Source organism: Hydrocarboniphaga effusa AP103 (genome assembly GCF_000271305.1).
Lineage (GTDB): Bacteria > Pseudomonadota > Gammaproteobacteria > Nevskiales > Nevskiaceae > Hydrocarboniphaga > Hydrocarboniphaga effusa.
In genome coordinates, this window is sequence record NZ_AKGD01000003.1 from 87,446 (window position 1) to 101,233 (window position 13,788).

The following is a 13,788-nucleotide window of genomic DNA, read 5'->3' on the forward strand; positions in this document are numbered from 1 at the left end:
GATCCGCCATCGGTCGTCGGCTCGCGGATGGCCGAACGGCTGCGGAAATCTATCTTTCGATAGCTTGGAAACTCCGCGCCAGAACCGCATGTCACTACCCGAATAACGACGAACAGCGGCGACGCGCATGGAACGATTGAGACTGCCCTTCAGGGTCAGCGGGCAGGTGGTCAAGCTCAGCAAGCGCACGACGCTGTGGACTTCGGCGACGATGCTGGCCGCGCTGGTGCTCGCCGAATGGCTGTCCAAGCTCAGCGTGTCGCTCGGGCTGCTCTACATCCTGCCCGTGGTGTTCGCGGCCACCGTGCTGTCGCGCTCGCAGATCCTGCTCGCCGCCATCGCCTGCGCGGGCCTGCGCGGGCTGTTCGTGACCCACGAGAGCCTGCTGGAGCAGGCGCTGCGCTTTTCGATGGCGACGGTCGCCTATGCCGGCTGTGGCTTGCTGATGGCCGAGATCAGTCGCACGCGGCGCGTGGTGCTCGGCCACTACGCGCGCCTGCGCGCGGAGCAATGGCTGCGCCGGCGCGCCGAGCGCCAGCTGCGCCTGCTCGCGGAGAGCAGCCCGGCCGCGATCCTGACCGTCGGCAACGATGGCCGCATCCTGGCGGCCAACCGCGCGACCCAGGAGATGCTCGACTTGCCCGAGAACGCGACGCTGATCGGCCTGCCGGTGCGCGAATGCCTGCCGGTGCTCGACGACGCGCTGTCGGCGAGCGCCAACCTCGGCGACATGCGCACCTCCACCTCGACCTGGGGGCGCCGGCTCGACGGCAGCCCGTTTCCGGCGACCACCTGGTTCTCGGTCTACGCCGATCGCAGCGGACGCAAGCTCGCGGCGATCGTCGTCGACACCTCGGAAGAAGTTCGCGAGCGCGAGCACGCGCATTTCCAGGATCTGCTCAAGTACAACCGCCTGCTCGCGGGCGCGGTATCACACGAGATCCGCAACCTGTGCTCGGCCGCGAGCGTGGTGAGCTCGAACCTCGCGCGTCACCCGGCGATGCAGAGCGACCCGGATCTCGCGGCTCTGCGCAGCCTGGTCGCCGCGCTGCTCGAAATCGCGTCGTTCGACCTGCGCAAGCAGGCCAAGCCGAGCATCAGCGCCACTTCGCTGCAGACGCTCTGCACCGAGCTCGACGTCATCGTCGGCCCCGACTGGGCCGACCTCGACGGTGAAGTGATCGCGCAGATCCCGCAGGATTTTCCGCCCGTGCGCTGCGATCGCCACGCCCTGCTGCAGGTGCTGCTGAACCTTGCGCAGAACGCTTTGCGCGCGGTCTCCGCGCAGCCGCGGCGCCAGCTCACGCTGAGCGCGCGGCTCGAGAGCGGTCGCGCCGTCCTGAGCGTGCGCGATTCCGGCCCCGGCGTCGCCGAGCCCGAGCATCTGTTCCAGCCGTTCCGCACCGGCGCCGACGGCTCGGGCCTGGGCCTCTACATCTCGCGCGCGCTCATGCACAACCAGGATGGCCAGCTGCGCTATGTCGCGGGTGGTCCGGGCGGCTGCTTCGAGCTGCACCTGCCGCTCGCACACGAGCAGGCGATCGAAGCCGAGGCCGCGAATGGCTGATTCGATCTTCGATCCGATCCGGCTCTACCTGCTCGACGATCACACGCTGTTCCGCGAAGGCCTGCTGCGCCTGCTCACCGCGGACACGCGCTTCGTGGTCGTCGGCCAGTCCGGCACGCTCGCGCAGGCGCTCGGCGAGATCGAGACCCTCAGGCCGGACGTGGTGATCCTCGATCACGACCTCGGCGAGCACACCGCGCTCGATTTCATGCGCGAGCGACCTTCTGCGCGCAAGAGCGCGGTGCTCGTGGTCACGGCCGGCCTGCCCGAGCGCGATGCGCTCGAGTTGATCCGCCTCGGCGTCTCGGGCATCTGCCGCAAGGAAGTCTCGCCCGACGAGCTCAAGAACAGCATTCACGCGGTCGCGCTCGGACGCGTGCTGATCGAGCAGCGCTATCTGCAGGCGATCGTGGCCACCAGTTCGCAACCGGATCGCGTGAGCTTCACCGAGCGCGAGCGCGCGGTGCTGCGCGGGCTGCTGCAGGGGCTTTCGAACAAGCTCATCGCGCGCCAGCTCGGAAGCTCGGAGAGCGCGGTGAAGGCGATCTTCCAGCAGCTCTTCAACAAGCTCGACGTGCGTTCGCGCAGCCAGCTCGTGCTCGTGGTGATCCAGAGCTATCGCGATCTGCTGTAGCGATCTGCTGTAGCGATTTGCTCTTGGATTAACCTTGTCTAGAGCCGCTTAAAGCAACAGGAACGCGGCGACCGTCACGAGTGTCGGCCCGAGCGCGGCGACGAACAGCCCGCCCGCGCTGATCGCCCCATCGTCGAAGTGATCCTTGAGGATCGAGAAGCCCGCCGGGTTCGGCGCGTTGGCGATCACCGTGAGGCCGCCGCCGGTCACTGCGCCGGCGACCAGCGCGTACTTGAAAGCATCGTCGATGCCCTGCACGAGCGAGCCCAGATAGGTCAGCGCCGCGTTGTCGGTGATGGCGGTCAGCGCGGTTGCGCCGAAGAACAGCACCGTCGGGTCCAGGCCCGTCAACAGATCCTGAAGCCACCAGCGCTGCTGGGCTCCGAGCGTGACCAGGCCGGCGAGGAAGAACGCGACGAGCAGGCCTTCGCGCAGCATGAGCCGATCGTTGTGGCGCTCGTAGGCATCCGCCACGCCGAGAAAGAACAGGAACATGGCGATGAACACCGTCGGGTGATGGGCGAACACGACGACACCCGCCAGGAATGCCAGATGCACGAGGATCAGCAGGACCGGTACCCGCGCTCCGATCCTGCCGGCCAACGGCAGGCCCCGCAGTTCGCCGCGAAACAGCAGCGTGGCGGCGGCGGCGTTGACGACGACGGCGATCGCCGCCTTCCAGCCGAAGGTGCTCATCATGTGCGTGATGTCCCAGCCCCACACGCCCGCCACCATGAGGACTGGCGGCGCCGCGTAAGGCGTGAGCGTTCCGCCGATCGAGACGTTGACGAACAGCACGCCGAGCGTGGCGTACTTCAAACGAGCCGAAACCGGCTGCGAATAGACCTGGTCACGCAGCATCAGCGCCGCCAGCGTCATCGCCGCGGGCTCGGTGATGAACGAGCCGAGCAGGGGCACCACGGACAGCAGCACGAAATAGGTCGCCACGTTCGTCGGCATCGGCAGCACGAACGACAGCATGCGCACGAGCGCACCGGCGGCCACCAGAATCGGCCGGCTCGCCGCGATCACCATGATCACGAAGACGAACATCGCCTCGGTGTAGTTGAGGCCTTCGAGATAGTGCGTGGCCGATTCGGAGCCCGCGTAGAGAACCAGGAACAGCGTGAAGACGAGCGCCCAGAAACCGAATACCGCCTCCACCTCGCCAAGCAGATGCCAGATGCCCGCATTGGCCGGATTGCGCTCCGCGAGCTTCTCGAATCTGGAGGCCAGGAACGTGTGCAGGATGGCGACGGCAAACAACGCGGTGCCGATGATCTCGGGGAGGCTGGGGTTCATCAGTCTCGGTCGTGGCGTGAAGGAGGGGGCATTATTCCACAGTGCTTGCGTATGCCGGCGCGGCCTTGTATCTTTCGCGCCCCTGCAGTTTCGCAGCAGGTTCTTCAGCAGTTCAGCAGGCGCGTAGCTCAGCTGGTTAGAGCACTACCTTGACATGGTAGGGGTCGGAGGTTCGAGTCCTCTCGCGCCTACCAATTCGATGAGTCGACGACTCTTGGGTTGGTAGATCGAAACAAGCCATCCAACTTTCTCCTGGCAACGCTCATAGTGCCGCACGGTCTTGCGCGTGCTCGGCAGCGCTTGGCGCGGCGCTTGCGCGTCCGGTGGCGGGCTCCGGCAAAATGGCCGGCGTCGGAGGATGGGCAGGTAAGGTTTTCCGACATACATCCGGCAAGGGGCAGGGCCAGAATGCGGGGCCGTGGCGCCTGGGTCGGTTCATGGCCGATCTGCGGTGCGGAGGTTCCAGGCGCTGCGGCGAGCCGGACGGGCTCGGTCCGGCGTTCGTTATTGAGGGGTTCGGCATGCTCGATTCCATTTCCTGGCGTCTGCTCGGCAAGGGCCAGCAGAAGCACGCGGATCATCCGCGACGTGCTTTCGTGCACGCCTTGCTCGATATCTACGAGCGCTTCGGCGTTTACGTGGGTGGCCAACTGCTCTACAGCGACCTGGTACGCGAATGGCCGCTCACCAATTTCCGCCGCGGCGACCTCGAAACCGCGCTCGACGATTCGCTCGAGTGGCAGCTGGTTTCGCTCGCCGATGGGGCGGGTGGTCCGGCGGTGGTGCTGTTGTCCACTGATGTTCCGGCCGACCCGGACGCCAGCATGGGGCAGCGCCTGCGCGAAAAGGCGGCCGACCGGGCGCTGCGCCTGCAGCGCGCCCGTCTGTCGAACAAGCAGCCCTGGGATGGCGTCGAACGCCGCCGCCCGCACCAGAAACCGACCGAAGGCTGAGCTGTTTTTACCCTGGCCGATGGCCTGGGCTGTCACGAGGCGGTGATCTGGGCTTCCGAGACTGGGCGAAGACCTTTTCTTCGCGCCGTCCATGCCGCCTTTCTCCCGACGCGAGCTGCTGCTCGCCGCCGTTTCCGTGCCGTTGCTGGCTGCCTGCGGCGCCGATAGTGATGAAGATTCCGCCGCTGCCCTCGACGAGGCGCAATTCACGCACGGCGTCGCGAGCGGCGACCCGCTAGCCGACGCGCTGATCCTGTGGACGCGCGCACAACCGGCTTCGGGCACGGTGACGCGAGCCCGGGTTCGCTACGAAGTCTCGCTCGATCCGTCGTTCGCGAGCCTCGCCGCGCAAGGCACGGCGCTGGCCGAGGCCGCGGCCGACTACACGCTCAAGCTCGACCTGAATGGCCTGCGCCCGGACACTGCGTACTACTACCGCTTCGTCTCGGCGAGCCAAACGTCGCCGGTCGGGCGTACGCGCACGGCTCCAGCCGCGGGGTCGACGATCGACCGCCTGCGCCTGGCCTTCGTCACCTGCTCGAACTATGTCGCCGGCTACTTCCACGCCTATCGCCGCGTGGCCGAGCGCCATGACCTGCAGGCCGTCGTGCATCTCGGCGACTACATTTACGAGAATGGCTCGACCGATCGCGTGAGGCCCCACGAGCCGCCGCGCGAGATCGTCACGCTCGCCGACTATCGCCAGCGCTACGCGCAATACCGGGCCGACGAGGACCTGCAGGAGCTGCACCGCCAGCATCCGATGATCTGGGTCTGGGACGATCACGAAATCTGCAACAACGCCTGGAAAGACGGCGCCGAGAGCCACGATCCGGCGCTCGGCGACTACGCGGCGCGCCGGCTCGACGCGGCACGGGCGGCCTTCGAATGGCTGCCGATCCGTACACCGGACCCGTCCGATCCGATGCGCGTCTACCGCGCTTTCGGGTTCGGGGATCTGGCCGATCTGACGATGCTCGATACTCGCCACATCGGCCGCGACCGGCAGCTGCCGCCGAATACGCTGTTCGAAGAGGCGGTGCCGGTGTTCACGCAGAGCGGCGATTTCGTCGAGCCGGCGCGCCAGCTGCTCGGCGAGGCACAGGAGGCGTGGTTCGCCGAGACCCAGCCGAAGCGCAGCGCGACCTGGCAGCTGATCGGCAATCAGGTGTATTTCTCGCCGATCAAGCTGCTCGGCGCTCCGCGTGCGGCCGGTGGCGGCGGGCTGTACCTGTCGAACGACAAGTGGGACGGCTACGAGCCGGCACGCGATCGCCTGCTCGCGCAGCTGGCCGGCCAGCGCAACCTGGTGTTCCTGACCGGCGATGCGCACGAGGCCTATGCGTTCGAAGTCACCGCCGACCCGAACGGCCCGGGTTACGGCGCGCTGACCGGCGAGGGCGCCCTGGCGGTGGAGTTCGTCGCCACCTCGATCACCTCGCGCGGCGATCCGGACAGCGGCGGCGGGCTCTCGTCGGTACTCGATGGCCTGGCGACCCATGCCGAGCAATTGCTGCGGCTCAGCAATCCGCACCTGAAGTACTACGAGAACATCCACAACGGCTATCTGCTGCTCGACCTGACGCCCGCGCGCCTGCAGGCCGAGTTCTGGATGGTGCCGAGGGTGTCGGTGCGCAGCGACGAGCAGTGGCTGGATCGGGCGTTTTCGGTCGCGAGCGGCCGCTCGCGGCTCGTCGCTGCGAGCGCGCCGACCGAGGCGATCGCCCGGGCCCCTGCGCCGGCGCCCTGAGCGGGCGTCGGCGCCGAACCGCGATCAGGGCGTGAACCAGGGACCTTCGACCGCATAGGTGATGCCGGCGGAGCCCGCGCCTTTGCCGTCTCCCGGGCCGCGCTGGGAGCTGAAATAGAAGAAGCGCCCGTCCGGCGAGAACGCCGGGCCGGTGACTTCCGAGCCCATGTGGCCGACCAGCTGGATCATTGCCGCGATGCTGCCGTCGGCCTTGATCGCGACCGCCTGCTGGTTCGGCTCGCCCTTGTCCTCGACCACGATGATGTCCCCGCCCGGCGTCATGACGACGTTGTCGACCGAATCGAGGATCGGGTCGGGCTGATGGAAGGCGTCGTCGTAGAGCACTTCGAGGGTCTGCGCAGCGATATCGAGCGCCCAGACGCGGCGGTCGCCCTTGGTCGTGAAATAAACCATGCCGGCCTGGTACCAGATGCCTTCGCCGCCGTTGAACGCGGTGGTCTGCTCCACCTGGTAGCGCGTCTGCTGCTGCAGCACGGTGCCGATCGCGCCCGGATTCGGTCTTGGAATGTCGTGCCAGTCGACTGGCCAGGGGCCGCGGGCGGTTTCGAGGTTGAGGTCGTCGCCGGTGATCACGCGCAGGGCCTGCAGCTTGCCGGTTTCGCTCGGCCGGCCGCCGACGTTGGCGGCGTCCGGGACGAAGCGGTAGAAGCGGCCGTCGGGGCGATCTTCGGTTTCGTAGAAGACGTTGGTGGTGTCGTCGACGGCCACGGCCTCGTGATAGAAAGTGCCGAGCCCGCTCCAGCGCGTGACGTTGCGTCCGGTGGTATCGAAGGGATCGCACTCCCAGACCACGCCGAGATCGTATTCCTCGCCCGACAGCCAGGTGCCCCAGGGCGTGACGCCGCCGCCGCAGTTCAGGCGAGTGAGCCGACCCGGCAGGATGTTGTAGGCCGAGACGATTTCGCCCTGGGCATCGAAGCGGATCGCATTGACGCCGCCGACGAGGAACTCGCGATTGCTCGCGTAGACCCAGCCGCCGTCCGGCGCCGCGAACACCGCCGAGCCGTCCGGGTCGGTGTGCCAGCGAAACCCGGTGCTGCCGACCGCCTGGTTGGCCTGCGCGATCACGCGGCTCTTGAAGCCCTTCGGAATCAGCAGGCCATTTTCGTCGGGCGTACTGTCGAGCTCGGGAAAATCGAGTCGTCCCTTGATCGGCGTGACGCTGCCGCCGCCTTCTCCGTCCCGCGTGCCGCTGCTGCCGCAACCCACGAGGCCTCCGCCGATGCCCATGAGCCCCAGGCCCATGAAGCTCGATTGCAGAATCTCGCGACGCGTAAGGCCGCGGCGCTGACTGCGCCGGAAGTTGGAGGGCTTGGGCATGGACCTGGCTCGGGAGGAAAAGGCTGATCGAGTGCCGATGCTAGGCAGGCGCGATGTCGTCGATGTGACGACGGAGCGGCCCTAGCCGATCGAATGCTCGGCGTAGCGTGCCGGCTCGACGTGGATGGTCGCGGTTACCTGCCCATAGCGATCGGCGAGCTTTTGCTCGATCTGCTCGGTGATCCGGTGCGCGGTGTCGAGATCCGGCGTCGACACCGTCAGGTGCATTTCGACGAAGACCTGGCGGCCGACCAGGCCGCGGGAATGAATCGCGTGGCAATCGATCACGCCCGGGATCGAGGTGGCGATCGCCTCGATTTCGGCGGGCTGGATCGCGGTCTCGTCGACGAGCCAGGGCACGTTGCTGCGCACCACCGTCCAGCCGCTCCAGAGCACCGCGAGGGAGACCGGAACCGACAGCGCCACGTCGATCCACCAGGCCCCGGTCAGCCAGACGCCGGCCGCGCCGGCGATGACGCCGAGCGTGACCCAGATGTCGCCGAAGGTCTGCTGGGCATCGGCGAGCAGCAGGTTGCTCTTGAGCCGTTGGGCGGCGCGCCGTTCGTAGACGGCGACGAACAGGTTGATCGCGAGCACCAGCACCAGCAGGGCCAGCGAGAGCGGGGTGATTTCCACCGCCGCGGCCGAAGGGTCGAGCAGGCGTCCGACCGCGGACTGGAGCACCTCGAAGCAGGCGATGCCGAGCATGGCGGCGATGCCGAGCGCGCCGATGGCCTCGAACTTCAGGTGCCCATACGGATGCTCATGATCGGGCTTGGGCGTGGCCCAGCGCATGATCAGCAGGCCCATCACGTTGTTGAGACTGTCGGTGAGGCTGTGCATCGCGTCGGCGATGATCGCCAGCGATCCGCTGGCCAGGCCGACTCCCGCCTTGATGGCGCAGACCAGCAGGTTGAGTGCCAGCGTGAGCCACAGAATCCGGCGCACTTCGCGCTCGTAGGGCACGGCTCCAGGGAGAGGGTCGATCATCGAGTCAGTGTTGCATGCCGATGCCAGCGACAGAAGCGGGTCATTCCGATTCCGCATGAGGGCTTCGCTTGGCGGAAAGTGGTATTGACTTGTCGAAGCGGTCTTGATTCGGTTGGCCGACGATAAACCCAGATGGCGTGCCGATCAGTAAACATGTGGGGGGTCATCCAAAAACCGGAGCGCCCACTTGTCTGCCGAAGCTATATACTCCGGCGGATTCGCGGCGCCCGTCCGTGTACCTGGCTGGCAGACCCGTGCGATTCGTCGCCGGTGTCGTCACGCTACAAGCCGGTGCTTATCGGGCTCCACAACACCCCGAAGGGCCGAGCTCGTAAGCAGCAAAGACGCTGCTTCCGCCAGGAGCAGAGAGGCGTTTGCCGATGATCACTTCGCCAGAATTCTGGTCAACCGTCGTTTACGTCGTCGCCGTGTTCGGCCTGTGCGCCGTGATGCTGGGACTCTCCGTCCTGCTCGGTGGCCGAAGCGCCGCCCGGGCGCGCAACGAGCCTTTCGAATCGGGCGTCGTCTCCGCGTCTCCCGAGCGCCTGCGCTTTCCGGCCAAGTTCTATCTGGTGGCGGTGTTCTTCGTGATCTTCGACGTCGAGGCGCTGTTCCTGTACGCCTGGGCCGTCAGTGTTCGCGAAGCCGGATGGGTCGGCTTCGTCGAAGCCCTCGTCTTCATCTTCATCCTCGTCGCGAGCCTGGTGTATCTGGCCCGCATCGGGGCGCTCAGCTGGGCGCCGGCCTATCGTCGCCAGCTGAATCCGAATCGTCTTCTCAACAAGACTGTTGCGCCTGACGTGCGCTGATCACGCGCCCGTCGCCAGCCTGAGGCCAGCATGGAATACAAACTCACCCGTCTCGACCCGTACCGTCCGACCGGCGTCTCGCCGCTGAATCGCGACATGGTCAAGGAAGACAAGCCGCAGCTCGGCGACACCTTCACCGAAGAGCAGATCAGCCGCAACGTGATGACGGCCAAGCTCTCGGACATGGTCAACTGGGGACGCAAGAACTCGATCTGGCCGTTCAATTTCGGGCTGTCGTGCTGTTATGTCGAGATGGCCACGGCCTTCACCTCCGTGCACGACATGGCGCGCTTCGGCTCCGAGGTCATTCGCGCCACCCCGCGCCAGGCCGATCTCATGGTCATCGCCGGCACCTGCTTCATCAAGATGGCGCCGGTCGTGCAGCGGCTCTACGAACAGCTGCTCGAGCCGCGCTGGGTCATCTCGATGGGCTCCTGCGCCAACTCCGGCGGCATGTACGACATCTATTCGGTAGTGCAGGGCGTCGACAAGTTCCTGCCCGTCGATCTCTACGTGCCGGGCTGCCCGCCTCGTCCGGAAGCCTTCCTGCAGGGTCTGCTGATGCTGCAGGACTCGATCGGCAAGGAGCGTCGCCCGCTTTCGTGGGTGGTCGGCGACCAGGGCGTCTACAAGGCGCAGATGCCGGTCGAGCGCGACCGCAAGCTCGCCGAGCGCCAGGCGCAGACCATTCTGCGTTCGCCCGACTCGCTCTAAGAGCCAAGAGAGAGACATGGCCGACGGAACTCCCGAGATCCTGCCGGAGATCGTGCGTGAGCTGATCACGCGCTTCGGCGAAAACCTCTTCACCGTGCAGAAGACGGTCGATCGCATGCCCACGCTGTGGGTGCCGGCCGATCGGCTGCACGAGGTGCTGCGCTTTCTCAAGAACGAAATCGCGAAGCCCTACAGGATGCTGTACGACCTCACGGCGGTCGACGAGCGTCTGCGCAAGCATCGCGCGGGTCTGCCGAAGGCCGATTTCACGGTCGTCTACCAGCTGCTGTCGATCGACCGCAACGCCGACATCCGCATCAAGGTCGCGCTGACCGGCGAGTTCCCCAAGCTCAAGACCATCGTCCCGATCTACGCGAACGCCAACTGGTACGAGCGCGAAGTCTGGGACATGTTCGGCATCGTCTTCGAAGGGCATCCGCACCTGCGGCGCATCCTGCTGCCGCCGACCTGGGAAGGCCATCCGCTGCGCAAGGAATACAACGCGCGCGCGACCGAATTCGATCCGTTCCAGCTCGATGCGCTGCGCCAGGACCAGGAGCAGGAAGCGCTGCGCTTCGTGCCCGAGGACTGGGGCATGGCGCGCAGCGCCGGCGATCACGATTTCATGCTGCTCAACTTCGGCCCGAACCACCCGGCCGCGCACGGTGCCTTCCGCATCGTCGTGCAGCTCGATGGCGAAGAGGTCGTCGATTGCGTGCCCGACATCGGCTACCACCACCGTGGCGCCGAGAAGATGGGCGAGCGCCAGAGCTGGCACAGCTACATTCCGTATACCGATCGCATCGACTATCTCGGCGGGGTGATGAACAACCTGCCGTACGTGATGGCGATCGAGAAGCTCGCCGGCATCACCGTGCCCGATCGCGTCAAGACGATCCGCGTGATGCTCTGCGAGTTCTTCCGCATCACCTCGCACCTGCTGTTCTACGGCACCTTCGCGCAGGACGTCGGTGCGATGTCGCCGGTGTTCTTCATGTTCGTCGACCGCCAGAAGGCCTACGACGTCATCGAAGGCATCACCGGCTTTCGCATGCACCCGGCCTGGTTCCGCATCGGCGGCCTCGCGCACGATCTGCCGATCGGCTGGGAAAAGAAGGTCCAGGAATTCCTCGACTGGATGCCCAAGCGTCTCGACGAGTACCGCAAGGCCTGCCTCGAAAACGCGATCCTGATTTCGCGTTCGCGCGACGTTGCCGCCTATACCACGGCCGATGCGCTCGAGTGGGGCGTGTCGGGCCCGGGCCTGCGCGCCACGGGCTGCAACTTCGACCTGCGCAAGGCGCGTCCGTATTCGGGTTACGAGAACTTCGACTTCGAAGTGCCCGTCGGCCATCTCGGCGACGTCTACGATCGCGCGCTGCTGCGCGAGGAAGAGATCCGCCAGTCGCTGCGCATCATCGAACAGTGCATGAAGAACATGCCGTCGGGCCCGTACAAGGCCGACCATGCGCTGACCACGCCGCCGCCGAAGGAACGCACGCTCAAGGACATCGACACCTTGATCCCGCACTTCCTCGGCGTGTCCTGGGGGCCGGTGATGCCGGCCGGCGAAACCTCGCAGATGATCGAGGCGACCAAGGGCTTGAACAGCTATTACCTGACCAGCGATGCCAACACCATGAGCTATCGCACGCGCATCCGTACCCCGAGCTTCGCGCATCTGCAGCAGATTCCGAGCGCGATCCGCGGCCAGATGATGCCCGACCTCATCGCTTACATCGCGTCCATCGATTTCGTGATGGCCGACGTGGATCGCTGACATGTCCGAGACTTCGAATCAAACGGTCATCAAGCTCGCTGACCTCGTCAAGCCCGCCGAGCCCTTCGTGCTCAGCGAGCAGGAGCGCCACGAGATCGAGCACGAGCTGCATCACTATCCCGATTCGCGCGCCGCGAGCATCGAAGCGCTCAAGATCGTGCAGAAGCATCGCGGCTGGGTTTGCGACGAGGCGATTCCGGTGATCGCGCAAGCCATCGGCATCAGCGCGGCCGATCTCGAAGGCGTGGCGACCTTCTACAGCCTGATCTTCCGCCGTCCGGTCGGACGCAACGTGATCAAGGTCTGCGACAGCATTTCCTGCCATCTGACCGGCTACGAAGAACTGCGCGACGCCTTCGTCAAAGAGCTCGGCATTCGCTACGGCCAGACCACGGCCGACAACCGTTTCACGCTGTTGCCGATCTGCTGCCTCGGCGCCTGCGATCGCGGCGCGACGGTGATGATCAATGACGACCTGCATGGCCCGGTCGAACCGGCCGATGTCGCCAAGCTGCTGGAGGCGTACGTATGAGCCACCGGGCGAGGGCCCCGCGCAGCGGGATCGACCGCAAGGTGAGTGCGTGCCATCACCGTAATGCATCGCTCTCAGTCACCGCGAATTCTTGGAAGGTGATCGCATGACACTTCGCAGTGCAGCCGACCCGCAGTACCAGAAGCCGCTGACGCGCCTGATCGATCGCGCGGCCGGTCCGCTCGCGATCGATGCCTACGAAGCCGAGGGCGGTTACGCCGCGCTCAAGAAGGCGGTCAAGGAACTCGAACCCGCTGCCGTGCAGGCCGTGGTCAAGGATTCGGGCCTGCGCGGTCGCGGCGGCGCGGGCTTCCCGACCGGCGTGAAGTGGAGCCTGATTCCGATGGGGCCGGACGCCGGCGAGAAATATCTCGTCTGCAACGCCGACGAAATGGAGCCCGGCACGTTCAAGGATCGCCTGCTCATGGAGCAGGCACCGCACCAGCTCATCGAGGCGATGGCGACCGCGGCGTTCGCGATCCAGGCCACGCGCGGCTACGTCTTCCTGCGCGGCGAATACGTGGTCGCGGCCGAGCGCCTGAACGCGGCGCTCGCCGAGGCGCGCGCCAGAAACTACATCGGCAAGAACATTCTCGGTGGCGCGTGGAGCTTCGAGCTGTTCGTGCACACGGGCGCGGGCCGCTACATCTGCGGCGAAGAAACCGCGCTGATCAACTCGCTCGAAGGCCGTCGCGCGAACCCGCGCGCCAAGCCGCCGTTTCCGCAGATCGCGGGGCTCTGGGGGCGTCCGACCATCGTCAACAACGTCGAGACGCTGTGCAACATTCCGCACATCGTGTTGAACGGTGGCGATTGGTACAAGGCGCTCAACCAGGGCAAGAGCAAGGACGCGGGCACCAAGCTGTACGGCTGCTCGGGCCCGGCCAACAAGAACGGCATCTGGGAACTGCCGATCGGCACCACGGCACGCGAGCTGCTCGAAGTGCATGCCGGCGGCATGCGCAACGGCAAGAAGCTCAAGGCCTGGCTGCCGGGCGGCGCGTCGACCGACTTTCTGACGCCCGATCATCTGGATCTGGCGATGGATTTCGACACCATCGCCAAGGCCGGTTCGCGCATGGGCACGGGCCTGATCACGGTGGTCAACGAAGACCAGAGCATGGTCTCGGCCGTGCGCAATCTCGAAGAATTCTTCGCCCGCGAATCCTGCGGCTGGTGCACGCCGTGCCGTGACGGCCTGCCGTGGAGCGTGAAGATCCTGCGCGCTTTCGAAGCCGGGCAGGGCACGCCCGAAGATCTCGAGGTGCTCGCCAAGCTCACGCGCTGGCTCGGCCCCGGCAAGACGTTCTGCGCGCATGCGCCGGGCGCGATGGAACCGCTGCAGTCGGCACTGAAGTACTTCCGCCACGAGTTCGAGGCGGGTTTGGCGAAGCCGGCACAGGCAGCCTGAGGAAC

Annotated in this window: 12 protein-coding genes and 1 tRNA gene; 10 read left to right on the forward strand and 3 right to left on the reverse strand. The window is 66.1% G+C overall.

The window, feature by feature from the left end; genetic code table 11:
• The first annotated feature begins 127 nt into the window (after nt 1-127).
• Nucleotides 128-1,567 (forward strand): ATP-binding protein, encoded by a 1,440-nt coding sequence (locus WQQ_RS16915; RefSeq protein WP_007186458.1) that lies wholly within the window; start codon nt 128-130, stop codon nt 1,565-1,567.
• The gene (locus tag WQQ_RS16920; protein WP_007186459.1) at nt 1,560-2,201 is read left to right on the forward strand and encodes a LuxR C-terminal-related transcriptional regulator; all 642 of its coding nucleotides are present in this window, start codon (nt 1,560-1,562) and stop codon (nt 2,199-2,201) included. The genes WQQ_RS16915 and WQQ_RS16920 overlap by 8 nt, the downstream gene beginning before the upstream one ends.
• A gap of 48 nt (nt 2,202-2,249) precedes the next feature.
• On the opposite strand, the gene WQQ_RS16925 is transcribed toward WQQ_RS16920, so the two are convergent.
• A complete protein-coding gene (locus WQQ_RS16925; protein WP_007186460.1) occupies nt 2,250-3,503 on the reverse strand; it encodes a putative Na+/H+ antiporter in 1,254 nt (417 codons plus the stop codon).
• Nucleotides 3,504-3,620: 117 nt separating this feature from the next.
• On the opposite strand from WQQ_RS16925, the gene WQQ_RS16930 reads away from it, so the two are divergent.
• From WQQ_RS16930 to WQQ_RS16940, 3 genes are all read left to right on the forward strand, one after another.
• A tRNA-Val gene (locus tag WQQ_RS16930) sits at nt 3,621-3,697 on the forward strand.
• A gap of 327 nt (nt 3,698-4,024) precedes the next feature.
• Nucleotides 4,025-4,456 carry a hypothetical protein gene (locus WQQ_RS16935; RefSeq protein WP_007186461.1) on the forward strand — a complete coding sequence of 144 codons (432 nt, stop codon included), beginning with the start codon at nt 4,025-4,027 and terminating at the stop codon, nt 4,454-4,456.
• Nucleotides 4,457-4,547: 91 nt separating this feature from the next.
• On the forward strand, nt 4,548-6,206 hold the full coding sequence (locus WQQ_RS16940) for an alkaline phosphatase D family protein (protein ID WP_007186462.1): 1,659 nt from the start codon (nt 4,548-4,550) through the stop codon (nt 6,204-6,206).
• Nucleotides 6,207-6,230: 24 nt separating this feature from the next.
• On the opposite strand, the gene WQQ_RS16945 is transcribed toward WQQ_RS16940, so the two are convergent.
• On the reverse strand, nt 6,231-7,547 hold the full coding sequence (locus WQQ_RS16945; RefSeq protein ID WP_007186463.1) for an alkaline phosphatase PhoX: 1,317 nt from the start codon (nt 7,545-7,547) through the stop codon (nt 6,231-6,233).
• A gap of 81 nt (nt 7,548-7,628) precedes the next feature.
• Nucleotides 7,629-8,537 carry a cation diffusion facilitator family transporter gene (locus tag WQQ_RS16950; RefSeq protein WP_050997736.1) on the reverse strand — a complete coding sequence of 303 codons (909 nt, stop codon included), beginning with the start codon at nt 8,535-8,537 and terminating at the stop codon, nt 7,629-7,631.
• Nucleotides 8,538-8,917: 380 nt separating this feature from the next.
• On the opposite strand from WQQ_RS16950, the gene ndhC reads away from it, so the two are divergent.
• The 5 genes from ndhC (at nt 8,918) to nuoF (ending at nt 13,783) form a co-directional block, all read left to right on the forward strand.
• A complete protein-coding gene (gene ndhC, locus WQQ_RS16955; RefSeq protein WP_040454766.1) occupies nt 8,918-9,346 on the forward strand; it encodes an NADH-quinone oxidoreductase subunit A in 429 nt (142 codons plus the stop codon).
• A gap of 96 nt (nt 9,347-9,442) precedes the next feature.
• Complete coding sequence (locus WQQ_RS16960; protein ID WP_272942424.1) at nt 9,443-10,060, forward strand: NuoB/complex I 20 kDa subunit family protein; 618 nt, start codon at nt 9,443-9,445, stop codon at nt 10,058-10,060.
• A gap of 16 nt (nt 10,061-10,076) precedes the next feature.
• On the forward strand, nt 10,077-11,840 hold the full coding sequence (gene nuoC, locus WQQ_RS16965; RefSeq protein ID WP_007186467.1) for an NADH-quinone oxidoreductase subunit C/D: 1,764 nt from the start codon (nt 10,077-10,079) through the stop codon (nt 11,838-11,840).
• Between the two features lies 1 nt (nt 11,841).
• Nucleotides 11,842-12,372, forward strand: coding sequence for an NADH-quinone oxidoreductase subunit NuoE (gene nuoE, locus WQQ_RS16970; protein WP_007186468.1), 531 nt, complete (start codon nt 11,842-11,844; stop codon nt 12,370-12,372).
• Nucleotides 12,373-12,478: 106 nt separating this feature from the next.
• Nucleotides 12,479-13,783, forward strand: coding sequence for an NADH-quinone oxidoreductase subunit NuoF (nuoF, locus tag WQQ_RS16975; protein ID WP_007186469.1), 1,305 nt, complete (start codon nt 12,479-12,481; stop codon nt 13,781-13,783).
• Nucleotides 13,784-13,788 lie beyond the last annotated feature (5 nt).

Bases quoted from the DNA above. Each gene is read 5' to 3' on its own strand.
- WQQ_RS16960 (WP_272942424.1), top strand. From the start codon at position 9,443: ATGGTCAAGGAAGACAAGCCGCAGCTCGGCGACACCTTCACCGAAGAG.
- WQQ_RS16950 (WP_050997736.1), bottom strand. From the start codon at position 8,537: ATGATCGACCCTCTCCCTGGAGCCGTGCCCTACGAGCGCGAAGTGCGC.
- WQQ_RS16915 (WP_007186458.1), top strand. From the start codon at position 128: ATGGAACGATTGAGACTGCCCTTCAGGGTCAGCGGGCAGGTGGTCAAG.
- nuoF (WP_007186469.1), top strand. From the start codon at position 12,479: ATGACACTTCGCAGTGCAGCCGACCCGCAGTACCAGAAGCCGCTGACG.
- WQQ_RS16925 (WP_007186460.1), bottom strand. From the start codon at position 3,503: ATGAACCCCAGCCTCCCCGAGATCATCGGCACCGCGTTGTTTGCCGTC.
- WQQ_RS16935 (WP_007186461.1), top strand. From the start codon at position 4,025: ATGCTCGATTCCATTTCCTGGCGTCTGCTCGGCAAGGGCCAGCAGAAG.
- ndhC (WP_040454766.1), top strand. From the start codon at position 8,918: ATGATCACTTCGCCAGAATTCTGGTCAACCGTCGTTTACGTCGTCGCC.
- WQQ_RS16920 (WP_007186459.1), top strand. From the start codon at position 1,560: ATGGCTGATTCGATCTTCGATCCGATCCGGCTCTACCTGCTCGACGAT.
- nuoE (WP_007186468.1), top strand. From the start codon at position 11,842: ATGTCCGAGACTTCGAATCAAACGGTCATCAAGCTCGCTGACCTCGTC.
- nuoC (WP_007186467.1), top strand. From the start codon at position 10,077: ATGGCCGACGGAACTCCCGAGATCCTGCCGGAGATCGTGCGTGAGCTG.
- WQQ_RS16945 (WP_007186463.1), bottom strand. From the start codon at position 7,547: ATGCCCAAGCCCTCCAACTTCCGGCGCAGTCAGCGCCGCGGCCTTACG.
- WQQ_RS16940 (WP_007186462.1), top strand. From the start codon at position 4,548: ATGCCGCCTTTCTCCCGACGCGAGCTGCTGCTCGCCGCCGTTTCCGTG.